This is a genomic window from Methylobacterium sp. J-118, assembly GCF_057836565.1.
In genome coordinates this window covers 2,514,067-2,535,312 of the sequence record NZ_JBYQFA010000001.1, presented here as the reverse complement: position 1 = coordinate 2,535,312, position 21,246 = coordinate 2,514,067, and the positions used below count along the sequence as shown (strand labels likewise).

The 21,246-nt window shown below is 71.0% G+C and carries 22 protein-coding genes; 10 read left to right on the top strand and 12 right to left on the bottom strand.

The window, feature by feature from the left end; translation table 11 throughout:
- Positions 1 to 325: 325 nt before the first annotated feature.
- On the top strand, positions 326 to 1,045 hold the full coding sequence (locus tag AC3IF3_RS12125; RefSeq protein WP_489228945.1) for a L,D-transpeptidase: 720 nt from the start codon (positions 326 to 328) through the stop codon (positions 1,043 to 1,045).
- Positions 1,046 to 1,215: 170 nt separating this feature from the next.
- Positions 1,216 to 1,506 (top strand): hypothetical protein, encoded by a 291-nt coding sequence (locus AC3IF3_RS12120; protein ID WP_489228943.1) that lies wholly within the window; start codon positions 1,216 to 1,218, stop codon positions 1,504 to 1,506.
- A 630-nt stretch (positions 1,507 to 2,136) separates the two neighbouring features.
- Here AC3IF3_RS12120 and AC3IF3_RS12115 read toward each other — a convergent pair.
- From AC3IF3_RS12115 to AC3IF3_RS12090, 6 genes are all read right to left on the bottom strand, one after another.
- Positions 2,137 to 2,520 carry a CsbD family protein gene (locus AC3IF3_RS12115; RefSeq protein WP_243972033.1) on the bottom strand — a complete coding sequence of 128 codons (384 nt, stop codon included), beginning with the start codon at positions 2,518 to 2,520 and terminating at the stop codon, positions 2,137 to 2,139.
- A gap of 82 nt (positions 2,521 to 2,602) precedes the next feature.
- A complete protein-coding gene (locus AC3IF3_RS12110) occupies positions 2,603 to 2,806 on the bottom strand; it encodes a CsbD family protein (protein ID WP_489216095.1) in 204 nt (67 codons plus the stop codon).
- A 116-nt stretch (positions 2,807 to 2,922) separates the two neighbouring features.
- Positions 2,923 to 3,846 carry a PhnA-like protein gene (locus AC3IF3_RS12105; RefSeq protein WP_489228941.1) on the bottom strand — a complete coding sequence of 308 codons (924 nt, stop codon included), beginning with the start codon at positions 3,844 to 3,846 and terminating at the stop codon, positions 2,923 to 2,925.
- 100 nt (positions 3,847 to 3,946) lie between these two features.
- Positions 3,947 to 4,453 (bottom strand): CsbD family protein, encoded by a 507-nt coding sequence (locus tag AC3IF3_RS12100; protein ID WP_243971911.1) that lies wholly within the window; start codon positions 4,451 to 4,453, stop codon positions 3,947 to 3,949.
- Positions 4,454 to 4,520: 67 nt separating this feature from the next.
- On the bottom strand, positions 4,521 to 4,694 hold the full coding sequence (locus AC3IF3_RS12095; protein ID WP_489228940.1) for a CsbD family protein: 174 nt from the start codon (positions 4,692 to 4,694) through the stop codon (positions 4,521 to 4,523).
- A 95-nt stretch (positions 4,695 to 4,789) separates the two neighbouring features.
- Entirely contained in the window at positions 4,790 to 6,250 is a 1,461-nt protein-coding gene (locus AC3IF3_RS12090) for a PAS domain S-box protein (protein ID WP_489220316.1), read from the bottom strand.
- 259 nt (positions 6,251 to 6,509) lie between these two features.
- On the opposite strand from AC3IF3_RS12090, the gene AC3IF3_RS12085 reads away from it, so the two are divergent.
- The 3 genes from AC3IF3_RS12085 (at position 6,510) to AC3IF3_RS12075 (ending at position 8,064) form a co-directional block, all read left to right on the top strand.
- On the top strand, positions 6,510 to 7,172 hold the full coding sequence (locus tag AC3IF3_RS12085; RefSeq protein WP_489228938.1) for a sigma-70 family RNA polymerase sigma factor: 663 nt from the start codon (positions 6,510 to 6,512) through the stop codon (positions 7,170 to 7,172).
- A gap of 222 nt (positions 7,173 to 7,394) precedes the next feature.
- On the top strand, positions 7,395 to 7,589 hold the full coding sequence (locus tag AC3IF3_RS12080) for a hypothetical protein (protein WP_489216086.1): 195 nt from the start codon (positions 7,395 to 7,397) through the stop codon (positions 7,587 to 7,589).
- Between the two features lie 100 nt (positions 7,590 to 7,689).
- Positions 7,690 to 8,064, top strand: a complete 375-nt coding sequence (locus tag AC3IF3_RS12075; protein WP_489216084.1) for a hypothetical protein — start codon at positions 7,690 to 7,692, stop codon at positions 8,062 to 8,064.
- Between the two features lie 48 nt (positions 8,065 to 8,112).
- Here the strand turns inward: AC3IF3_RS12075 and AC3IF3_RS12070 are convergent, their stop codons facing one another.
- Both AC3IF3_RS12070 and AC3IF3_RS12065 read right to left on the bottom strand, forming a co-directional pair.
- On the bottom strand, positions 8,113 to 9,480 hold the full coding sequence (locus AC3IF3_RS12070) for a sensor histidine kinase (protein WP_489228937.1): 1,368 nt from the start codon (positions 9,478 to 9,480) through the stop codon (positions 8,113 to 8,115).
- A 6-nt stretch (positions 9,481 to 9,486) separates the two neighbouring features.
- On the bottom strand, positions 9,487 to 10,164 hold the full coding sequence (locus AC3IF3_RS12065) for a response regulator transcription factor (protein WP_489231285.1): 678 nt from the start codon (positions 10,162 to 10,164) through the stop codon (positions 9,487 to 9,489).
- Between the two features lie 340 nt (positions 10,165 to 10,504).
- Between AC3IF3_RS12065 and AC3IF3_RS12060 the strand changes: the two genes are divergently transcribed.
- Genes AC3IF3_RS12060 through AC3IF3_RS12050 form a run of 3 tightly spaced genes read left to right on the top strand, consistent with a single transcriptional unit; the run spans position 10,505 to position 15,289 of the window.
- A complete protein-coding gene (locus AC3IF3_RS12060; RefSeq protein ID WP_243967491.1) occupies positions 10,505 to 10,702 on the top strand; it encodes a polyhydroxyalkanoate synthesis regulator DNA-binding domain-containing protein in 198 nt (65 codons plus the stop codon).
- A gap of 55 nt (positions 10,703 to 10,757) precedes the next feature.
- Positions 10,758 to 12,104: an efflux RND transporter periplasmic adaptor subunit gene (locus AC3IF3_RS12055; RefSeq protein ID WP_489228935.1), complete on the top strand. Its 1,347-nt coding sequence runs from the start codon at positions 10,758 to 10,760 to the stop codon at positions 12,102 to 12,104.
- A gap of 8 nt (positions 12,105 to 12,112) precedes the next feature.
- Positions 12,113 to 15,289, top strand: coding sequence for an efflux RND transporter permease subunit (locus AC3IF3_RS12050; protein WP_489228933.1), 3,177 nt, complete (start codon positions 12,113 to 12,115; stop codon positions 15,287 to 15,289).
- Here AC3IF3_RS12050 and AC3IF3_RS12045 read toward each other — a convergent pair.
- From AC3IF3_RS12045 to AC3IF3_RS12030, 4 genes are all read right to left on the bottom strand, one after another.
- On the bottom strand, positions 15,175 to 15,978 hold the full coding sequence (locus AC3IF3_RS12045) for a hypothetical protein (protein WP_489228932.1): 804 nt from the start codon (positions 15,976 to 15,978) through the stop codon (positions 15,175 to 15,177). The two genes, AC3IF3_RS12050 and AC3IF3_RS12045, sit on opposite strands and share 115 nt — an antisense overlap.
- A gap of 85 nt (positions 15,979 to 16,063) precedes the next feature.
- A complete protein-coding gene (locus AC3IF3_RS12040) occupies positions 16,064 to 16,315 on the bottom strand; it encodes a DUF6894 family protein (RefSeq protein ID WP_243967487.1) in 252 nt (83 codons plus the stop codon).
- Positions 16,316 to 16,475: 160 nt separating this feature from the next.
- Positions 16,476 to 17,195: a Crp/Fnr family transcriptional regulator gene (locus tag AC3IF3_RS12035; RefSeq protein WP_489228931.1), complete on the bottom strand. Its 720-nt coding sequence runs from the start codon at positions 17,193 to 17,195 to the stop codon at positions 16,476 to 16,478.
- A 679-nt stretch (positions 17,196 to 17,874) separates the two neighbouring features.
- Entirely contained in the window at positions 17,875 to 18,183 is a 309-nt protein-coding gene (locus AC3IF3_RS12030) for a hypothetical protein (RefSeq protein WP_489228930.1), read from the bottom strand.
- 93 nt (positions 18,184 to 18,276) lie between these two features.
- Here AC3IF3_RS12030 and AC3IF3_RS12025 point away from each other — a divergent pair, with 93 nt between their 5' ends.
- Together AC3IF3_RS12025 and AC3IF3_RS12020 are read left to right on the top strand one after the other, a co-directional pair.
- A complete protein-coding gene (locus AC3IF3_RS12025; protein WP_243967483.1) occupies positions 18,277 to 18,537 on the top strand; it encodes a hypothetical protein in 261 nt (86 codons plus the stop codon).
- A 92-nt stretch (positions 18,538 to 18,629) separates the two neighbouring features.
- Positions 18,630 to 21,203: a CheR family methyltransferase gene (locus AC3IF3_RS12020; RefSeq protein ID WP_489228929.1), complete on the top strand. Its 2,574-nt coding sequence runs from the start codon at positions 18,630 to 18,632 to the stop codon at positions 21,201 to 21,203.
- The last annotated feature ends 43 nt before the right edge of the window (positions 21,204 to 21,246 follow it).

Sequence of the window (21,246 nt, the reverse complement as noted above, 5' to 3'; positions counted from 1 at the left end):
TGGGACGGGCGCGGAGCAGCCCCCGTGACCGGGTCGCGGCGCCCGCGCGGTCACGGCTCGGAAACCGCGCCCGGGCGCGTCGGTTCCGCCCGGTCCCCGTCGGCCGCGCGCGGCGTGCCGGTCTCGACATGGCGTATACCGGCATCGACCAGATCAAAACCGTATCGAGCGGCGCCAAGAGTCATACTCTCGACGCATTCTCCCGGCTTTCGGCATTGAAAAGCCGAGCTTGCCGGCGGGGTCCGGCAGTCTCGGCCGAGCCGCAGGCGGAGCGGGTGCGGGCCGACGCGCGCGCGTCGCACCGCAGGACAAGGGAAGTCCGGACATGAGCATGGACGTTGGGAATGCCGGCGCGGCCGGGCGGGACGGGAGCGGGCGCCTCGGGGCGCGGCTTCTCAGCCGCCGATCCTTCCTGGCCGGCTCGGCCCTCGGCGTCGGCGCCCTCGGTGTCGGCACCCTCGGGCTCGGCGGCTGCGCGACCTCCGACGGCCTGCTCCTCGCCGAGGCCGCGAAGGTCTACGGGCCGATGCCGGACGAGAAATTCCCGATTCCCGCGGTCGATGTCAGCAAGATCGATCCGAAATACTATCGCCGGACGGTCCGCTACGAGACCAAGGAGGCGGCCGGCACGATCATCGTCGATCCCGCCAACTTCTATGTGTATCGCGTCGAGGGCGACGGCTCCGCCACCCGGTACGGCGCCAATGTCGGCCGCGACGGGTTCCTGTGGAACGGGGACGCCTATGTCGGACGCAAATCCGAATGGGCGACCTGGACCCCGCCCAAGGAGATGATCCGGCGCCAGCCCGAGGCCGCCAAATACGCCCATGGCATGCCGGGGGGCCTCGACAACCCGCTCGGCGCCCGCACCCTGCATCTCTATCAGAACGGCGCCTATACGCTCTACACGATCTACGCCAGCAGCGACGCCGAATCGATCGGCACGGGCATCACGAGCGGCTGCGTCGGCCTGCTCAGCCAGGACATGATCCATCTCTACGCGCGGACGCCGGTCAAGACGAAGGTGGTGGTTCTGCCCGCCTAGTCGGGCCAGCATGATCGGCCGGTTTCGGGGCGCCCGACACTGTCCATCTGATCCCGGGCCCCACGAATCCAGAACACCGGTCGGGGTTCGTGAGACCTGATGTGAACATTACCGGTCATGATGACGTTTCCCCCTGAGCTGATCGCATCGATCCGCACGGAGAAACCATCATGCCGATGAAAACGCTGACCCTGGCTGCCGTTCTCTCGCTTGCGGTCTCGGGTGCCGCCTTGGCCCAGTCCGCGGCCGGAGGCGGCAGCGCCGAAGGCAACATGAACAACCCGGGCTCCGTGAAGAGCAATTCCGAGAAGGGCATGAGCACCGGGTCCACCGGCACCATGAGCCGGGGCACGGGGCCCGGCACCGCCGGCGGCCCGCCCATCAGCACCCCCGGCGCGCCCGCCGGCAGCGGGACCGGCAATGGCGCGACCGGCAGCGGCGCCGCGCCGAGCGGCAAGTAACGTCACAGGTCACGTCGCCCGCCCCACGGCGGTGACAGCGTCGTCCCGAAAGCTGGGATCCGGCTTTCGGGGCGACATGGCCGAGCGGCCGTCGGGTGGGTGGATCACACGGACCACCATAGCGCCGCAGGAGCGGACCTATCGCGGGGAGAGCCTGTTGCTCCCTCGGATCCACGCATGTGGATCAGCGAGGTCTTCAAGTGACGCAGCGGCTATCCAGTCAAAACGGCCGGCACGGGGGACCCGGCCTGCCGATGTTCTGCGGGGTCATCGGCGGCACCGGTCTCATGCTGGCCGCCCTGACCCTGCTGATGGCGGGCCAAGTGGCCAACGGGCACCGCACGATCGGCCCCGCGGCGGAGGCGCCGGCACGGTCGGGAAGCCCCATGGGTGCGTCCGGACTCGTACCCCATCCCGAATCGTCAGGGCCGTGATCGCGGCCTGAGAAGCGCCGCGCCGCTGGAAAGCCGTCGCGCGGCGCGGGGCGGTCGGCGGATGTGCCGACGGCGGGGCATTCAGGAGGTTCGGCCCGAACGGGTGCCGCGGCCGTAGCGGCGTCCGAGATAGGCGATGATCTTCGGCACGACGAAGGCCGTCAGGATCTTGCGCAGCATCGGTGGGGTCTCCTGGTTAGCGGGTGCGTCGGACGAGCCATCCGGCCGCGAAGGCGAGCGCGGCGAGGCCCAGCAGGGTGTTCGTGCGGTTGCCGTCGAGGGTGCGGATCGCCCGCCGGCCGTAGGCCTCGCCGCGGCGGCGGACGTCGCGCGCGCGGTCGCGCCCATCGTCGATCAGGTGGTCGGCCCGCTTCCGCGCGGCCTCCGCCAGGTGGCGCCCGTCCTCGGCGAGGTCCTCGGCGCGGTCCCGGGCGCGGCCGTAGGCGTATTGCGCCCCGCCGGCGACCTGGTTCACGGCGCCACGCACCTGACGGGCCGGATCGCCGGTCAGGCCGCCGACCGCGCTCTGCGCCCGGCCCTTCAGGTGCCGGGACGCGCCACGGATCTGGTCGCGGTTCATGTTGCTCTCCTGGATTGGGATGGGTGCCATCGGGGGCCGGGCTCGGGGGCGGGGCCGGCCGGCGCCACCCCCGGTCGCGGCCTCAGTGCTTGCCGGTGACCTTGTCGGCCAGGCTCTTGGCGCCGTCCTTGACGTCGCCCACCGTCTTCTGCGCCTCGCCCTTCAGCTCCTGCGCCTTGCCCTCGGCCACGAGCTTGTCGTTGCCCGTCGCCTTGCCGGCCGCCTGCTTGACGTTGCCCACGGCCTCGTTGGCCAGGCCCTTGATCTTGTCGCCGGTGCTGCTCATCGCGTGCGCTCCTTCAGGTTGAGGTTGCGGTCGAGGTTCGCGGTTGCGGGTTGGCCGGGCCCGCGCCGGTGGTGCCGGCCCCCGCAGCCCGCGGGGGCCGACCGGATCGCGCCGGGTCAGACGCGCCGGGTCTCGTAGGTGCCGAGCAGCGTCGCCGGCTTGGGCGCGCCCAGGCGCCCGCCCAGGAAGGCCGCCAGCGCCCCCAGGACCAGGGCGATCGCCGCGTAGAACGCCCCCTGCGTGGCCGCCGACTTGGCCGTCACCGCCGCGGCCTCGGCCTTCTGCTTGGCCGTGGCCACCGCCTGGTCGTACTGCTTCTCGTAGTCCTGGATCTGCTGCTTGGCCTGATCGACCGGGATGTTCTGCGCCTTGGCCAGGGCGTCGGCCGCCCGCGCCTCGGCCTGCTGCTTCTGCCCGGCATCACCCGTGAACAGCGCCTTGACCGCCGCCACCGCCGCGTCGCGGGCCGCCTGCGGGTCCTGGCCGGCCGCCTGCTGGCGCACGGAGTTCTCGATCCCGTCGAGGGGGTTCGAGATCTTCGACAGGGACGGCGCCGCCGCCTGGGCCGCCGTCTGCACGGTCCCGCCCACGAGGTTGCCCGCCCCGCCCAGCGCCCCCGAGACGGTGCTCAGCGTCCCCCCGACCAGCCCGGTGGCCGCCGAGGTCAGCAGGTACAGGACCACGAGGGTCGTCACCGCCCAGGACACCAGCCCGTGCAGCGCGGCCGCCCCCGGCAGGGTCTTGCCCGAGAGCCGGCCCGCGATCGCCCCGCCGGCCAGCGAGGCGACGATGCCCGAGGTCACGAACCACACGCCCGCCGACATCGACACGGTCGAGGCGGCCGGGTTGTCGGCGGCGTTGGGGCCCACCGAGGCCAGGCCGACGCCGACGCCGATCAGGTTGACGATCACCTGGGTCACGAGGGCGGTCACGGCGCCCGCGAAGATGGCGCCCCAGGACACCTGGTTGAGCAGGACGGCGCGCGTGTCGGCATGCGCGTCGGGGGAAAGCGGTGTCGCGGCGGTCTGGATGGGGGTCACGCTGTCACTCCGGGAAAGGGGTCGTCGAGGATCTGGAGCGCCCGCCGCCGACAGGGATACCGGTTCGGCGTCGGCGGGCGCGTCGAGGCGAGGGGATGGCTCAGTCGCGGGTGGCGCTGACCAGCAGGCCGAGGCCGAAGCCGGCCAGGCCGGCGATGAGCAGCGAGGCGAGCGGGTATTCGGCGACCTGATGGCCGACCTCGCGGGTGCCCCGGCGCAGGTACTGGCTGCCGCGCGCGTAGGCGTCCTCGGCGTAGTCCGAGGCCTCGTCGGCAGCGTGGCGGACGCCGCGCTCGGCGCGGTCGTAGTGGTCCTGGGCGGCGCCCTGGGCGCGGCGGGCGCGGTCCTCGACATCCCCCGATCCGACGACGTCACCCACGGTGTCGCGGACCTTGCCGCCGATGTGGCGGGCGGTGTCGGCGACGTGCCCGGCCGCGTCGCGGACGGTGTCCTTGGCCTGGCCGTACAGGCCCTCGGCCTGTCCCGCCGCCTCCCGGGCGCGGCCCTCGGCCGAGTCCCGATGCGAGCCGGTCAGGTCGCCGACCGCGCCCTGCACCTTCCCGCCCAGCTCCTTCGCGGCGCCCGTGATCCGATCCGTGTCCACCATGTCGTTCTCCTGTTGTGAATGCGTCGTCTCAGGCGGCCTCTCGGGTGAGAGGCCGCGTCACCGCCCGTCAGCGCCGGCCCGAGCCCGTGGGCTCCGTTCCGTCGGCCTTCGAGGCCGAGGCATCGCGCTTGTGGCGCCGGCCCTCGGTCTCCGTCCGGGCATCGCCGGTGAGCTTGCCGATGGCCTCTTTCACCGAGCCCTTGAGGTGCTCGGCGGAAGTCGTTTTCCTGTCCTCGGTCATGGGCACCTCGTCACGGTTGAGAAAATCCCAGTCGACCCGAAGATGTGCGCGGAAGCCGTATCATCAATGGTGTATTTATACCGGTACAACGGTATTCACCCTTCAGATATGCCGAGCGGGAAACCGTTTTCCCGGCCCCAGACGACGGCCTCGCTGCGCTTGTGGATGCCGATTTTGCGGTACAGCGCGGCCCCGTGATTGCGCACGGTGTTGCGCGACAGGCCGAGCTTGCGCGCGATGGCGTCGTCGTCGAGACCTGCGCAGATCAGGTTCAGGATCTGACGCTCCCGCACCGTCAGGTTTGGGGCGGATCCGTCCGCGCTCTCCCGGCCGGGGCGGCGCAGGTTGGCGAGCTTCTCGATCAGGCCGCGGCTGAACCACGAGGTATCGGCCATCACCGCCTCGATGGCGCCGAACAATTCGCGCTCGGTGTGCTTGCGGTCCGTGATGTCCTGAAGAACCAGCAGCACGAAGTCGGCCTCGTTGATCGCGATACGCTCGGCCGAGAGCAGGCAATCGAGATTGGCGCCGCTCTCATGGCGCAGGCAGATTTCGGCGCCGAGCACGTAGCCGTGCCGTTCGAGCGCCGCCTCGACCTGCAGGCGCTGCTTGTCGGTCACCCAGAGACCGGCCTCGTGGAGGCTGCGTCCGACGATCCGGTCCTCACCCAGGCCGAAGACCCGGCTGAACGCCTCGTTAACGCCGGTGACGTGGAAATTCTCCGCGCGCGCCAGCACGGTCGGGACCGGGGTGAGCCGGAACGCCTTGGCGAACCGCTCCTCGCTCTGGCGGAGCGCGGTCTCGGCTTTGCGGCGCAGCTCCAGGTCGGCGAAGGTGAACAGCATGCACGCCTCGTCGCCCATCGTGATCGGCTGGCCGGCCACGATCACGAAGCGCGAGCCGCCGTCGGGGAGGTCGAGGCAAGCCTCCATCTGCGGAATCGTGGCGCCGGCTTCGAGCCGGGATACGGCGAGGTCCCGGTTGCGGGCATTGGCGAGCACGTCGACCTCGTAGACGCTGCGCCCGATCACGGCGTCGCGGGTGTGGCCGGTCATCTCCAGGAAGCCGTGATTGACCTTGACGTGGCGCAGGTCGGACAGACGCGTGATCACCGCCGGCGCCGGGTTGGCGTTGAAGGCGGCCTCGAAGCGTGCCTCGGCCTCGAACTGGTCGGAGACGTCCTTGAGGATCAGCGCCAGGCAGCTCGGATTGCCGTCGCGGTCGGTGGCGACCAGGCTGCGCAGCGAATGCACGAAGTCCATGTCGGGCTTGTCCGCCCGCCGCACCTCGACGACGACGTCGTGGAAGCGCTCGCCCGCGACCACGCGCTCGATCGGATACTGATTGGGCGTGACGTTGTTGCGGTAGCGCAGGCGGAAGCGCTCCCGGTAGGTGTCCACGGTCTGGCCGAGTTCGTCCAGGCTCTCGGCGCCGTGCATCGCCAGGGCGGCCTCGTTGGCATAGGCGATGGTCTGGTCGGGCTCGACCAGGATCACGCCCTCGCTGAGGCCGGCGATGATCTGCCGGAGTTCATGCCTGTCGACGCCCGCCGTCACGGTCAGCCCCACCCATCCTGTCTGCGGCCACCCCATGGGCAGCGGGGCACAAACGGGTTGCGCGCAAGCCGGTTCCCGAACGCAGGCTGTTTTCCTGGTATCCCTGCATCATTGACGCGGGCCTTTTCAGCCAGAGATAAATTCTCGCCGCGCAGGGACGACTGTTCGGCAGGATAGACCTCGCCTCTGGACAGCCATGAATGCGTCTCGCGTGCATCCCATCCACGAACACCCTTCGACGCCCGCCGAACACGGGCCCGTGATCTCCGGCCAGGACGCGGCCCTGGGGATAAGTCTTCGCGAGCACTACCCGCAAGTTGTACCGATCGACCCGGCCTCTCGCCTGGGCCGCGTGCTGGCGCGCCTGTCGGAGGTCCTGGACGAAGCGGACGCCGAGGTGCGGGTGGCGGGCGGGTTCAGGACGGACCTGATCGCGGCGGCCCCGCACCTGCGCCGCTTCGCCCTGTCCCTGACGCGCGACGCGGTCGAGAGCGACGACCTCGTCCAGTTCACCCTGCTCAAGGCCTGGGAGCACCGGGCGCGGTTCGAGCCCGGGACCCGGATGATTGCGTGGCTGTTCACGATCCTGCGCAACGGCTACCTCAACGGCCGGATCAAGCACCGGCTCGAGGTTCCGGACACCGACGGGGCGCATGCGGCGCGGCTCGCCAGGCCGGCCGACCAGGAGCACACGCTCCACGTCCAGGACTTGCAGGCCGCGCTCGACCGGCTCGATCCGGTCCAGCGCGAGGCGTTGCTGCTCATCGCCCTCGACGACCTGTCCTACGAGGAGGCCGCCGAGATCCTCGGCTGCCCGAGCGGCACCGTGAAGAGCCGCGTCAGCCGGGCCCGTAGCCGGCTGGCGCGCGATCTCGGGGACGACGCGGACCCACGCCCCGCAAATAAATCCCCGTACTGGTAGATTTTTCTCACTGAACCCGTCGGTTTTGATCCCATGTTTCGAGGACGGATGCGGTGTGCCGGCTGCACGCCTCACACGGATCCGGCTCGTTTTCCGAGGTTGTGCCGGGCGGATGGCCCTCTTGTTCGGCACGGCCGCGTGGCCGGGCGCTCGCGATACTCCGGGCGCGCGTCCGGCCCGTCGCCCTTTCCATCCCTCCCATGTCCGACGCGAGGTGCGCGAATGGCCAGCCCCAATCCTCCCGATCCGGCGCCCGGCGGTCCGGGCGACGTTCCACCGGGTCCGGGTCCGGACGGGCGTCCCCTCGGCCCCGACGAGCCCTCCGCGCCGATCGACGTCCCGCCGGATGTGCCCCATCCCGGCATCGGCCCGGACACGCCGCCCGGCGACCCGGCCGGTCCCGACATCCGCGCCTGAGCCCGGGACCGCGGTCCCGGGACCGACGCCGGCCGCGCCGCGCGGGGCCCGCCCCGTCGCGATGACCCGAATCTGAAATCCCATCGCCACAGAGGAGATCATGACCCGACTTCGCGCTGCGACGCTCGCACCGGCCCTGTTGCTCACCCTCGCCAGCCCGTCGACGGAGGCCCTCGCGGCCAGCCGGTTCGACGGAGCCTGGGCGGTCGTGGCCACGGCGGAGAACGGCACCTGCTCCGGGCCCTACCGCTACCCGATCGTCATCCGGGACGGGGCCGTGGACGATGGCGGCGGCAACGGCGTCGACGCGTCCGGCCGAGCCGGCGCGGACGGCCGGATCAACGGCACGATCCGCAAGGGGCTCGCCAGCGTCGCGGTCACCGGCCGTCTGCGCGGCTCCGGCGGGAGCGGCCGCTGGACGCTGACCGGGCTCGGTTCGTGCTCGGGTCGCTGGACAGCCCGACGCACGGGATGAACCGGATCGCGGCGCGGCCGCAGCCTTCGGCACCGGCGGGAGGCGGTCTCAGGCCGTCTCCGCGGGCGGGAAGGCGATGTCGAACCGGCCGCCGCCTGCCGCGCGCGCGCGTGCCGTCGCGGTCGCGTTGTGGAGTTTGGCGATCGCCGCGACCAGGCTCAGCCCCAGGCCGTTGCCGGGGGTCTGGCGGGCCGTCTCCGCGCGGTAGAACCGCTGGAACACCTTGGCGTGCTCGCCCGGCGGCAGGCCCGGACCCGTGTCGTCCACGGCCGCCACGATCGCATCGCCGGCGCGGGCGACGCGCATCTCCACCCGGCCCCCGGCGGGCGTGAACTTCAGGGCGTTGTCGAGGAGGTTCGACAGGGCCTCGAAGCACAGGTCGCGGTCGCCCAGGATCACGTGGGCGCCCGGCGCGACGGCGATATCGAGGCGGATGCCCTTCTCCTCGGCCATCGGCTCGAAGAACTCCACCGCCACGGAGGCGACCTCGCCGAGGTCGACGCGGGTGAACGCGGCCCGCCGACGCCCGTCCTCCATCTCCCCGATCCGCAGGACCGCCGTCACCATGGCCAGGGTCTGGTCGATCCAGGCGAGGCCCTGATCGATCGTCTCGTGGAACTCCGCCACGGTCCGGGCCTGCACCCGGCTGCGCTCCAGCCGCGCCCGCAGCCGGGTGAGCGGCGTGCGCAGGTCGTGGGCGACCGCGTCGCCGACGCTGCGGACCTCACCCATCAGGTGCTCGATCTCGTCGAGCATCCGGTTCACGTTCCCGGCGAGGCGATCGAACTCGTCCCCGCGCGTCCCAACCGGCAGCCGCTTGCGCAGGTCGCCGCGCATCACCTCGGCCAGGGCCGCCTCGGTGGCGGCCAGCCGTCCGCGGGCGCGGCGGGCGAGCAGCAGGCCGCCCAGCCCCGAGAGCATCAGCGTCGGCACCAGCCCGAGGCCGAGGGCGCGCAGGGTCGTCACCCGCACCCGGTCGATCTCGTCGGTATCGTGGGCGATGACGACGGTGCCGCCGTCCGGCAGCGCCAGGGCGGCGGCCCAGATCTCGTCGGCGAGGGTGCGGCCCGCGACATCGACGGTGGCGCTGACCCGGTAGGCGTCGCCGTCGCGCGCCAAGCGCTCCGGCACCGCCCCGAGATTGCCGGCGCGGCGGGTGCCGCCGGGGCCGAACAGCCCGCCGTAATGGGTGGCGTGGAGGTCCATGGCGGTCCAGGTGTCGACCCGCATCGCCGCGGCCGCGGGATCTTCCGCCGCGGCGCGGACTTCGAGCCGCAGGGTCTCGGCGAGTTCCTCGCGCAGATAGGCGGCGGTCTGCCAGTAGATGAAGGCGAACATCGTCAGCGCGAGCAGGACCGACCAGAGGGCGATCCCGAGCGCCCAGCGCAGGGTGGTGGAGCGCAGAAGGTCGGTCATCAGCGTTCAATCGTCGGGCGTCAGCGTGAAACCGATGCCGCGCACGTTCTGGATCAGGGGCGTCTCGCCGCCCGCCTCGAGCTTGCGCCGCAGCCGTCCGACATGGACATCGATCAGGTTCGACTTGGGCGTGAACCGGTAGTTCCAGACCTCCTCGAACAGCATCGCCCGCGTGGCGATCTGCCCGGGGCAGCGCATCAGGTAGGCGAGGAGCTTGAGTTCGCGCGGCAGCAGGGCGAGGTCGCGGGTGCCGCGCCGGCCGGTGCCCGCGATCAGGTCGATCTCCAGGCTGCCGACGCGCAGGACCGTCTCCGGCCTGGCCACCGGACGCCGGAGCAGCGCCTCGATGCGGGCGGCGAGCTCGCCCAGGGCGAAGGGCTTGGCGAGGTAGTCGTCGCCGCCCGCCCGCAGGCCACGGATGCGCTCGTCCACATCGCCCAGGGCGCTGAGGATCAGGGCGGGGGTCGGGTCCCCGTCCCGGCGAAGGTCCTGCAGGATGCCGAGCCCGTCCTGGCCGGGCAGCATCCGGTCCAGGATGATCGCCTCCCAGCCGCCGTCCCGGGCCGCGCGGGCGCCCGCGGGCCCGGTCGCGGCCCAGCTGACATCGTGGCCGCGACCGCGCAGGTCGTCGAGCACGTCCCCGGCCGTCTCCGCATCGTCCTCGATCAGCAGCAGCCGCGCCACGCCCGTCCATCCTTCCGGCCACAGCATCGTGTCGTTCCGAAAGCCGGCGACCCCCGCTCGGGACGATGCTCTCTCGCCCGGCCGCGCGTCCCTTGTGTCGGAATTCGCGCCGCCGGTCCCGAACCACCAGCAGTATGAACCCGAATTTAGTGGCGCCGCACGGGGTTCGTCCAACTTATTAGAATGACTCTAGCGCGTACCGGAACCCATCCCGCGGTCCGAACGCCCCTCGCCGCCCCCCCCTCGCCGAACGCCCCTCGCCGGACCTCCTCGATGCAGACGATGTCACGCGCCGCGCCGGCGCCCCGACCGGCCATGGGCCACCGGAAACGCGCCGCGCATGCCTAGGAAGCGGCGCCCCCGGCGCCTGATCAACCGGTATGGCCGGACCCGGCTCTACGACGTGGAGACCGCGTCCTACGTGTCCCTCGTCCGGCTCAAGGAGCTGCGCAGCGAGGGCTACGAGGTCGTGGTCCGCGACGTCGAGGACGGGCGTTTCGTGACCGAGGACGTCCTCCGTCCGGGGCTCGACCGATGAGCCGGACGGTTCCCTGCATGCCGGCCTCCGGTCACAGCGCGCGGCGCTTCTGCTGATGTCCCTGCACGCCGACTTCATTCCGCCCGAGCGCGATGCCGGGACCGCCGATCCGGCGGGTCCGGACAGCTCTGCGCGCGCGGAGGATTCGCGCCCCGCCCCGGCCCCCGCCCGGCGCCGGGTGCCCGTCCGCCTGCTCGTCCTCGCCGCGGCGCTCGCCCTGCTCGCCCTCGGGGGGTGGATGTACCGGGCTCCCCTCCTCGACGCCCTCGGCCTCGCGCCGCGCCCGCCGGCCGCGGCCCCGGAGAAGGCGGACGATCCCGCGCCCGATCCCGACCTCGTCACCCTCGACGCGGCGGGACAGAAGCGGATCGGCCTCGCCTTCGGGACCGCCAAGACCCGCCGGATCGTGCTGCCGGTGCGCGCCCCCGGGATCGTCGCCTTCGACGAGCGGCGGGTGACGCATCTCAAGCCGCGCACCCAGGGGCGGGTGCTGAGCCTCGCGGTCCAGCCCGGCGATCGGGTGGAGGCCGGCCAGACCCTGGCGACCCTCGACGCCGCCGGGATCCTCGACGCCCGCAACGGCCTCCTCGCCGCGCAGGCGGCGCTCGGCGAGGCGCAGGCCTCCGAGAAGGTGACGGAGCTGCAGTACAAGCGCGGCCAGGACCAGCTCAAGTTCGGCGGCGTGGCCCAGGCCGAGGTCGAGCGGCGGCAGGCCGACCTGGCCAAGACGCACGCCGCCGTCCAGTCGGCCCAGGCCAATGCCGACATGTACCGGGCGCAGTACCAGCGCCTCGCCCCCGCGGAGGGCGCGGCGCCCGGCACCAGCGCCGTGGTCACGCCGATCGGCGGCGTGGTGACGAGCGTCGGCATCACGCTGGGCGAGGTGGTCGATACCGGCCGCGACGCGATCACGGTGGCCGACCCGACCCGCGTCCTCGTGCTGGCCAGCCTCTACGGGCCGGACATCGCCCGGGTGAAGGCCGGCGACGAGGCCTCGGTGGAGAGCCCGGTGCCCGGCCACCCGCCCTTCGAGGGCCGGGTCCGCTCGGTCAACGCCGCCCTCGATCCGGCGACCAACACCGCGCCGGCCCGGATCGAGCTCGCCAATCCCGAGGATCTGCTGCGCGCCAACATGTTCGTCTCCGTCACCGTGGCGGCGGATCTCGGCCGCGACGGCGTCACCGTCCCGGCCGCTTCGGTCCAGCAGACCGAGCAGGGGCCGATCGCCTTCGTCCGCGTCGCCCCGGACCGATTCGAGCGGCGCCCCCTGACGCTGGGCATCCAGCGCTCGGACTGGGTCGAGGTGACGCGCGGGATCGCGTCCGGCGACAGCGTGGCGACCGCGGGGAGCTTCGGCCTCAAGGCCATCCTGCTGCGCAGCCTCCTCGGCTCGACGGATTGAGGGGCTCCATGAAGACCTGGTTCGCCCTGCTCGTGCGCCGCCGGTTCCTGGTCCTGATGGTGGCGCTCGCCGCCGCGGCGGGCGGAATTGCCAACCTCGAAGGGCTCTCGATCGACGCGGTGCCCGACATCTCGCCCAACCAGGTGATGATCCTGACCCTGTCGCCGGGCCTCGGGCCCCTGGAGGTCGAGCGGCTCGTCACCTTCCCGGTCGAGAACGCTATGGCGGGGGCGCCGGGGCTGACCAACGTGCGCTCCACGTCGCGGGCGGGGGTCTCGGCCGTCTACGTCACCTTCGACGGGTCGATGTCAGTCACCGGGGCGCGGGCGGAGGTGTTCCAGCGGCTGCCCCAGGCCAAGGCGCTGATGCCAGCCGGCGTCGGCGACCCGCAGATGGGCCCGATGGCCACGGGCCTGGGCGAGATCTACCAGTTCGAGCTGCGCGGGCCCGCCTACACGCCGATGCAGCTCAAGCGCATCCTGCAATGGACGATCGCGCCCAAGCTGAAGCTCACGCCGGGCATCGCCGACGTGAACATCTACGGCGGCCAGATGCCGACCGACGAGGTCCGCGTCTCGGCCGCCGCCCTGCGCCGCTACGGCGTGAGCCTCGCGCAGGTCTACACGGCGCTGGCCGACAACAACGCCGCCCGGGGCGGCGCCTATATCGAGCACAACGACCAGCAGGAGGTGATCCGCGGCCTCGGCCTCGCCAAGGGACCGGCGGACATCGCCACCATCGTCGTCGCGACCGGCCCCGGCGGCTTGCCCGTGACGCTCGCGGATCTCGGGAGCGTGCAGGAGGCGCCCAAGGTGCGCCTCGGCGCCGTCACCCACGACGCCGCGGGCGAGACGGTCGTGGGCATCGCGCTGATGCGCTACGGCGAGAATGCCAGCGCGGTGGTCGAGGAGGTGAAGAAGACCGTCGCGGCGCTGCGCCCGCAGCTTCCGCCGGGGATCGAGATCGTCCCGTACTACGACCGCAGCGCGCTGGTGGAGCGCACGATCCACACGGTGGAGCACAACCTCCTGGAGGGGGCGGTGCTGGTGGTCGTCGTCCTGCTCCTGCTGCTCGGCAACCTGCGCGCGGGGCTGATCGTGGCCGCCGCGATCCCGCTCTCGATGCTCATGGCCTTCGCGGGCATGCGGCTGCTCGGCCTCTCGGGCAACCTGATGAGCCTGGGCGCCATCGATTTCGGCCTGATCGTCGACGGCGCCGTGGTGATGATCGAGAACGTGCTGCGCGCCCGGGGCGAGCACCCGGACCGGCCGCCCCACGACCTGATCCGGGACGCCGCCGCCGAGGTGGCCCGGCCGGTGATCTTCGCGGTGGCGATCATCATCATCGTCTACGTGCCGATCCTCGCCCTCCAGGGCGTGGCCGGGAAGATGTTCGTGCCCATGGCGCTGACCGTGATCCTGGCGCTCGCCAGCTCCCTGGTCGTCACCATGACCCTGATGCCGGCGCTCGCGGCGATCCTCCTCGCCGGCCGCGGCATCGGCGAGCGCGAGACGCGCCTCGTCCACGCGGTGCGGGCCGCCTACACGCCGGTGCTGCGCTGGGCCGAGCGGCACGCCGTCGCCACCGTCCTGACGACGCTCGCCCTGTTCGCCGGCTCCTGCGTGCTGGCGACCCGACTCGGCGGCGAGTTCCTGCCCAAGCTGTCGGAGGGGTCGATCGTCATCACCTCCGAGAAGCTGCCCGGCATCAACCTGGACGCCTCCCTGGCCACGGTCGGCCGGATCGAGCGGGTGCTGAAATCCTTCCCCGAGGTGAAGCGGGTCGTCTCCCTCACCGGCAGCGCCGAGATCCCCACCGACCCGATGGGGGTCGAATCGACCGACAGCTTCATCACCCTCACCGACCCCGCCACCTGGACGACCGCCGACACCCAGGAGGGCCTCGTGGCGGCCTTCGACAAGCGCCTCAAGGAGGAGGTGCCCGGCGTCGCCTACACCTTCTCGCAGCCGATCCAGATGCGCATGGACGACCTGCTGGAGGGCGTGCGCGGGGACGTCGCCATCAGCCTCTACGGCGACGACCTGAAGGTCCTGAAGGACACCGCCGACGCCATCGTGCGGGCGGTCTCCGGGGTCGAGGGGGCGGCGGACGTGAAGGCCGAGGCCCAGGCCGGCATGCCGGCGCTCTCGATCCAGGTCGACCGCGCCCGGGCGGCCCGCTACGGCATCAACGTCTCCGACGTGCTCGACGTGGTCGAGAGCATCGGCGGCCGCACCGCCGGCATGGTCTACGGCGACGACAACTCGATCACCGACATCGTGGTCCGCCTGGATCCTGCGGATCGCAGCGACCTCGAGCGGATCCGCGCCCTGCCGGTGAGCCGCTCGACCCGGGAGATCGGCCGGGAGGCCGGGCCCCCGCCGACGGTACCCCTCTCGATGGTGGCCACCGTCGAGGTCGCCTCGGGACCGGCCCAGATCAGCCGGGAGCGCCTGCAGCGGCGGATCTCGGTCCAGGCGAACGTCCGGGGCCGCGACGTGCAGAGCTTCGTGGACGCCGCCATGCAGGCCGTCTCCGATCAGGTGACGCTGCCGCCGCGCTACGCCCTGATCTGGAGCGGCCAGTACCAGAACCTGCAGGAGGCCACCGCCCGGCTCTCCGTCGTGGTGCCGGCGGCGATGGCGGCGATCCTCGTCCTCCTCGTCGTGATGTTCGGCGACATCCGCCTCGCCGGGCTGATCTTCCTCAACGTGCCGATGGCCGCGACCGGCGGCATCCTCGCTTTGACCCTGCGCGACATGCCGTTCTCGATCTCGGCGGCGATCGGGTTCATCGCGACCTTCGGCATCGCGATCCTGAACGGCGTCGTGCTGACGAGCTACATCCGCGACCTGGAGGAATCCGGCCTCGACCCGCGGGCGGCGGCCACCCGGGCCGCCGAGATGCGGCTGCGGCCGGTGATGATGACGGCCCTCGTGGCGGCCCTCGGCTTCCTGCCGATGGCCCTGTCCACCAGCGCCGGGGCCGAGGTCCAGCGCCCGCTCGCCACCGTGGTGATCGGCGGCTTGATCTCCGCGACCTTCCTCACCCTCGTGGTCCTGCCGGCGGTCTACCCGGCGGTGACGCGGATGCGCCTCCCCTTCCGCCGCGGGGGATCCGCTTCCGGCGCAGCCGGGGCCCGGGCGCGCCCGGCCGCCCGGACGCGGGCGGACGCCGACGTGTGAGCGCCGTCGGGATGGTCCCGGCCCCGCGCCCCGGCCGGCGCCGCCGCCTCCCAGTCCCGATCCTGCTCCGCCAGCAGAGCGGCGCGGCGGGCCGCGGCGTCCGGTTCCGGCGCGTCCGGGCCGGCCTCCGTAGCCCGGGGGGCGACGGTCTCGCCCGCGCCCAGGACATGGGCGAGCGCCGCGACGATGCGGTCCACCTCGCCGGGCGTCGCGCCCCCGCCGAGGAGGTCGAGGCGTGACCGGTCGGCGATCTCGGCGCAGGTGCCGCCCTCGAGGCCGAGCGCCGCGAGGGCGCCCGGGTCGAGGGGCAGGCATCCGGCCGGCATGTCCCGCAGCCGGCCGAGCCTCCGAGCCCGGGTCGCGTCGGCGGCGTGCAGCGCGCGGGCGTCCGGGAGCCGGCGGGCCAGCGCGTCGAGGATGACGCTCCGGACCCGTTCGAGCCGGACCGGGCCGAACTTCCGGATCCCGGTGATCGCGTCCGGCGAGGATTGGGCGAGGTGACCAAGATCCTGGATTCCCGCCTTGCGCAGGCGGGCCCGCAGCGACGCCGTCAGGAAGCCGCGACCGAACCCGGAGGCCGAGAGATCCGCGATCGTGTCCTCAGCCAGCCCCTCGAACAGCGGAAGGCGCGCGCAGACCTCGGCGAAGAGGCAGTCCGACCGGACGGTGCGGCGTGATCGCGGAAGCATCGCCTGGGCGGATACGGCGATCTCCGGGTGTCGGCAACAGGCGGCCGGTGCGCGCCGCCCAAATCCCCCGGCCTCCGGCGCGGCGCTAGGAGGCCGCGCGCGGGATGTGCCACTCGCCGATCAGGTCGAGCGTGGCGGTGTAGATGACCGCCCCGCCCTCGTCGCGCACCTGCACCGAGAAGGTGCGCCGGTCCCCGTCCGGCAGCTTGTCCCGCGCCATGTCGGGGAGCGCGTCCACCGCGGCGACGCGGGCGGCCTCGGCGTCCGGCAATTCCATGCCCTCGTCGTCCTGTGACCGGTAATCGCCGTCGTCCGTGTCGAAGAAGTAGCGCGACATGGGGTTTCTCGCTCATCGGAGGTGGAATGCAACGCGTTCTTCCCGGTCAGCGTCCCTGGACAGCACCTGATGCAGGCAGCACAATTGCGCCCGGTTTCAATCCATATCTTTAGCTTATGTTTCTGCACGGCGTGTTTAATTTTTTTCACCGCGCGAAAATCTAATTTCTGCGCGGGACGCGATGCAGGTAGTTCGGATTGAATTCGCAGTAGGCCTTCAGCCGCGTCACGTCCGGGATCCGCAACCGGCGCTGCGCCAGCACGATCAGCCCCGTGGAGCGCAGGTCGCGCAGGACCCGGTTCACATGCACCGGCGTCAGTCCAAGCATGTCGGCCAGGTCGACCTGGGTGAACGGGATGGCGTAGCCGTCCTCCCTGGCCAAGCCGACGGCCTGCAGGCGCAGCAGCAGCTCGCAGAACAGGTGGGCGATGCGCCGCGACGCCTCCCGCCCGGCGAGGCTGATCAGCCATTCGCGCAGGATGGCCTCATCCACGAGGGTGGCCCACCACATCGCATGGGCGATGCGCGGGTGGTTCTCGGTCAGATCGCGGATGGTGGCCCGGGGGATCTCCACCACCATGCAGGGCGTCATCGTGGCGATCGAGTGATCCCGCTCGTCGAGGATGGCCACGTGCAGGTCGCAGAAATCACCGGGCACCATGAGGGCGGTGATGTTGCGCTTGCCCCGCGGCAGGACCTTGTAGCGGCAGGCGAACCCGGACAGGATGAGGTGGACGTTCTCGGGCCGGTCGCCTTCGCAGGTGAGATCCTGACGCGCGGGAATCTGCCGGCTGCGCAGGCTCAAATGCCGCACGGTCTGATGATCGGCCTCGGTCAGGCTGCCGGCCATGTCGAGCTTGCGGATCAGGGCATCGAACATGGCTCACGACGCGCTCTTCGGCGGTCGTTTCGCCCGGCGCGGGACGGCGTATCGCAAGGGTGCGGGATGGGCCTGAGTGCCCATCCGCGGTCAGACACGCGATCGCGGTCCGATACGCAAACATAGGTTATGTTTATCGCGTGGCGTTCGCGGAAGGCCACTTTCGTTACACCCGGCATGCAAGCGGCGCCATCCGAGTGCGGGCGGATCGATCGTCCGACCGCTCCGCGATCCAGGCGGCGGCAGGTCGTTCCCCGCGCGGTACCGTCCCCGGCTCGATCACGCCTCGTCACCGTCGCGGACATCGATGTTTGCACTTCGCTCGAAGTTCGCATTCACTATACCTATAGGCGCGCATCACCTATGTGATTTGATATATGCCAGAAATATTCTGACAAAACTTTCAAGCTTTGCTTGATTTGGACATTACCGGAAGATTTCCGACGTAAAATACCCGGACGAAGCGTGAGAGGTGCTGACTTTCGCATCCGTCAGGACCGATCGAGCCAGCCTCGTCCAGGCCTGATCCGCCGGTCGTTACAGATGGGCGGGGATACACTGGGGCACATCATTGCCGGCGCCGCTCTTGGCCGATCCGCCCACTCGCCACCGCCAGGGAAAACCAGATTTGCCACATGTATAAATTGAGAGCATGGTCGAGTTTGCCGCGCAAGATTGATCAGCGTGCGGGCGCGCAGCGAAAGTTCGATCGCCCATGACAAACCGCCTTCACGCAGATCGGAGCCTCGAAGTCGCACGCGCGCTGCGCGCCGCGGCCGCAGAGACGCGCAGCGCGCTCGAAGCCTCGCGCAACCTCGTCCGGCGTTCGCGCGAGCAATCGCTGTTTGCCGCGGAACAGATGATGCCCCGCGACGGCGATTCCGGTCCCTCGAAGCATCTGGTCGAATGCCTCATCGAAGCCTACGAGGCCGCGGAATATGACGCCGATGCCCAGACGCGCCTGCTCCTCGATCACGTCCTCCAGCATGTCGGTCGGCGCATCGCGGGTACGATCGGACCGAGAGCGACCGGGATCGCGGTGCATTGAGCAACGCATCGGGGATCCAGACGGAGAAGCCACATGACCGGTGACGATCCGAAGGGCGACGATCTCCCCGACACGCTGGCCCGCATCGCCCGGACGCTGGGCGTCCCGGTCGCGACATTCCTCACGACCACGACCGGTTCCGGAGCCACGCCGGGTCTTGAATCGTTCGCGGAAGGAACGGATGATCCGGCCCAGGTGGTGGCGTTGCTGCGCCTGTTCGCGCGGCTGAAGAACCCCGAGGCGCGGGCCCGCTGTCTCGCCTACGTCGTGCAGGAGGCCACGCACGACGACTGATCCGCGCCGCGATCCTCGACATCAGGCGAAACCGGGCGAGGCTCGACCCCGACAGACGGCGCGGCATCGATCGTGAGGCTTGGTAGGGGGCGATGGACCACGACGACTTCCCGCAGGACGCCTTCCCGCAGGACCACGTCCCGCAGGACGACCGGCCGCAGGACCATTTCCCGATCGTCGGCATCGGTGCGTCGGCGGGCGGGATCGAGGCGATGCGCGGCTTCTTCCGCGGGCTGCCGAAGACGCTCGAGGCCGCCTTCGTCGTCGTCACGCATCTCAGCCCGGGGCGTGAGAGCCTGCTTCCGGAAGTCCTGGCCCGCTTCACCCCGCTCACCGTCGAGGCCGCCGCCGACGGCGTGGCGGTCCGGCCGGACCACGTCTACGTCATGCCCCCCGGCTGCGTCATGGGCATCGCGGACGGTCGGCTGACCTTGAAAACGCTCGGCCCGGAAACCCGCGAGACCAAGCCGATCGACATCTTCCTGACCGCCCTGGCGCTCGACCAGGGCGAGCGCGCGGTCGGCGTGATCCTGTCCGGCGGGGACGGCGACGGCGCCATCGGCGTCAAGGCGGTCAAGGAGCGCGGAGGTCTGACGCTGGCCCAGACCTCGGACGGCTACGGACCGGAAACCGCCGACATGCCGCTCAGCGCGCTGCGGACCGGCTTCGTCGATTTCGGCGAGACGACGGAACGGATGGGGGACCGGATCGCCGCGCATGTCGCGTCGGAGAGCGGCCCCGCACTGAAAACCCGGACCGCGACGGCCGTGGACGAGATCGACGCCGCCCTACTCGCCGAGACCTTCGCCATCCTGCGCCGGCAGGTCGGGCACGATTTCTCGGGCTACAAGCCCAGCACCTTCGTGCGCCGCCTGCAGCGCCGCATCAGCGTCATCGGCGCGTCCGGACCGGGGGGCTACCTCAAATTGCTGCGCGCCGATTCCGCAGAAGTCGGCGCGCTGTTTCGGGACCTGTTGATCGGCGTGACGAACTTCTTCCGCGACACCGCCGCCTTCGAGGCCCTGGCCGCCCAGGTCATCCCGAAGCTGTTCGAGGGGCGGACGGCGGACGAGGTGGTGCGGATCTGGGTGCCGGCCTGCTCGACCGGCGAGGAGGTCTATTCCCTCGCCATCCTCCTGAGCGAGCACATGGCGGGCCTGAACGACCCGCCGCGGGTGCAGATCTTCGCCACCGACATCGACGAGCGTTCGCTCACCGTCGCCCGGACCGGCCGCTACCCGAAGGCCTACCTCGACACCGTCTCGCCCGAGCGGATCGCCCAGCACTTCGTCACCGAGGGCGACGGCGCGACGATCGGGAAGGCCGTGCGCGACCTGTGCACGTTCGCCCCGCACAGCGTCCTGCGGGACCCGCCGTTCTCCCGCCTGGATCTCGTCTCCTGCCGCAACCTGCTGATCTACCTCGGCGTCGAGGCCCAGCAGCAGCTGATGCCGGTGCTGCATTTCGCCCTGCGCCCGCGCGGCTACCTGTTCATCGGGATGGCGGAGAACGTGACGCGCTTCGAGGATCTGTTCGAGACGATCGACAAGCGCCACCGGATCTTTCAGGCCCGGGACGCGATCCCGCCGGCGCGGCTGCCGACGACGATCGCGCCCGATGTGCCGACCTTCGGGAGCGCCGGACCGTATCGTCGGCGGACCGCGATCGCGCACACGGCCCTGCGGCACGCGGTCGAGTCCCAGATGCTGTCCGAGTTCACCCCGCCCCATGCGGTCGTGACCCGGACCGGGGAGGCCGTGCACTATTCGGCGCGGATCGGGGATCACCTGGAGATCGTGCCGGGTCAGCCGACGCGGGAACTGGCCGCGCTGGCGCGCAAGGGTCTGCGGCTCGAACTCCGGACGGCCCTGCGCGAGGCGATCGAGGGCAACACGCGGGTCGTGCGCGACGGCATCGGTGTCGAACGCCAGGACGGCCGCCTCCAGACCATCTCCCTGGTCGTCAAGCCGCTGCACACCCCCAACGAGACCGAGCCGCTGTTCCTGGTGGTGTTCAACGAGGCCGCCGTGCCCGTCGAGCGGGAACGGCAGCAGGCGCTGGAGGCGACCGAGCGGGACACGGTGATCCAGCGCCTCGAACGCGAGCTGAGCAATACGCGCGAGCGGCTCCAGGCCGTCATCGAAGAGTACGAGACGTCCCTCGAGGAGCTCAAGTCGTCCAACGAGGAACTCTACTCGGTCAACGAGGAGATGCAGGCCGCCAACGAGGAGCTCGAAGCCTCGAAGGAGGAGACCCAGTCCCTCAATGAGGAATTGCACACGGTCAATTCCGAACTCGCGTCCAAGATCGAGGCGCTCGATCAGGTGTCCGATGACCAATCGCTGTTGTTCGACGGCATGAACGTCGCCAGCGTGCTGCTGACGCCGGATCTCCGCATCCGCATGTTCACCGGCGCGGCGGCGCAGCTGTTCGGCCTGCAGCCGAGCGACATCGGTCGCTCCCTGCGCAACTTCTCGGCCCCGATCCCCCTGACGTGGCTGCTCGACGAGATCCCGACCGTGATGGCGGAGAACCGCCCGTCCGAGCGGACGATCGAGGGGGCGGACGGCGCCCGCTACCGGGTCCGGTTGATGGCCTCGTCCCGGACGGGCAGCCGGATGCCCGGGATCGTCGCCAACTTCACGGACCTGCACGCGGAGGGATGATCGTCCCGGACGTGATCCGATCCCGTCTGTGCCCCCGCACCGG

Excerpts from the sequence above, each read along its gene's own strand:
- AC3IF3_RS12030 (WP_489228930.1), bottom strand. The coding sequence starts at position 18,183 with ATGCTGGAGGACGTGATCGAGGAGCAGGCGCGTCTGGGCATCGGCGTC.
- AC3IF3_RS12020 (WP_489228929.1), top strand. The coding sequence starts at position 18,630 with ATGGACCACGACGACTTCCCGCAGGACGCCTTCCCGCAGGACCACGTC.
- AC3IF3_RS12110 (WP_489216095.1), bottom strand. The coding sequence starts at position 2,806 with ATGAGCAGCACCGGCGACAAGATCAAGGGCCTGGCCAACGAGGCCGTG.
- AC3IF3_RS12075 (WP_489216084.1), top strand. The coding sequence starts at position 7,690 with ATGACCCGACTTCGCGCTGCGACGCTCGCACCGGCCCTGTTGCTCACC.
- AC3IF3_RS12060 (WP_243967491.1), top strand. The coding sequence starts at position 10,505 with ATGCCTAGGAAGCGGCGCCCCCGGCGCCTGATCAACCGGTATGGCCGG.
- AC3IF3_RS12035 (WP_489228931.1), bottom strand. The coding sequence starts at position 17,195 with ATGTTCGATGCCCTGATCCGCAAGCTCGACATGGCCGGCAGCCTGACC.
- AC3IF3_RS12045 (WP_489228932.1), bottom strand. The coding sequence starts at position 15,978 with ATGCTTCCGCGATCACGCCGCACCGTCCGGTCGGACTGCCTCTTCGCC.
- AC3IF3_RS12120 (WP_489228943.1), top strand. The coding sequence starts at position 1,216 with ATGCCGATGAAAACGCTGACCCTGGCTGCCGTTCTCTCGCTTGCGGTC.
- AC3IF3_RS12095 (WP_489228940.1), bottom strand. The coding sequence starts at position 4,694 with ATGACCGAGGACAGGAAAACGACTTCCGCCGAGCACCTCAAGGGCTCG.
- AC3IF3_RS12025 (WP_243967483.1), top strand. The coding sequence starts at position 18,277 with ATGACCGGTGACGATCCGAAGGGCGACGATCTCCCCGACACGCTGGCC.
- AC3IF3_RS12080 (WP_489216086.1), top strand. The coding sequence starts at position 7,395 with ATGGCCAGCCCCAATCCTCCCGATCCGGCGCCCGGCGGTCCGGGCGAC.
- AC3IF3_RS12055 (WP_489228935.1), top strand. The coding sequence starts at position 10,758 with ATGTCCCTGCACGCCGACTTCATTCCGCCCGAGCGCGATGCCGGGACC.
- AC3IF3_RS12050 (WP_489228933.1), top strand. The coding sequence starts at position 12,113 with ATGAAGACCTGGTTCGCCCTGCTCGTGCGCCGCCGGTTCCTGGTCCTG.
- AC3IF3_RS12125 (WP_489228945.1), top strand. The coding sequence starts at position 326 with ATGAGCATGGACGTTGGGAATGCCGGCGCGGCCGGGCGGGACGGGAGC.
- AC3IF3_RS12070 (WP_489228937.1), bottom strand. The coding sequence starts at position 9,480 with ATGACCGACCTTCTGCGCTCCACCACCCTGCGCTGGGCGCTCGGGATC.
- AC3IF3_RS12040 (WP_243967487.1), bottom strand. The coding sequence starts at position 16,315 with ATGTCGCGCTACTTCTTCGACACGGACGACGGCGATTACCGGTCACAG.
- AC3IF3_RS12115 (WP_243972033.1), bottom strand. The coding sequence starts at position 2,520 with ATGAACCGCGACCAGATCCGTGGCGCGTCCCGGCACCTGAAGGGCCGG.
- AC3IF3_RS12100 (WP_243971911.1), bottom strand. The coding sequence starts at position 4,453 with ATGGTGGACACGGATCGGATCACGGGCGCCGCGAAGGAGCTGGGCGGG.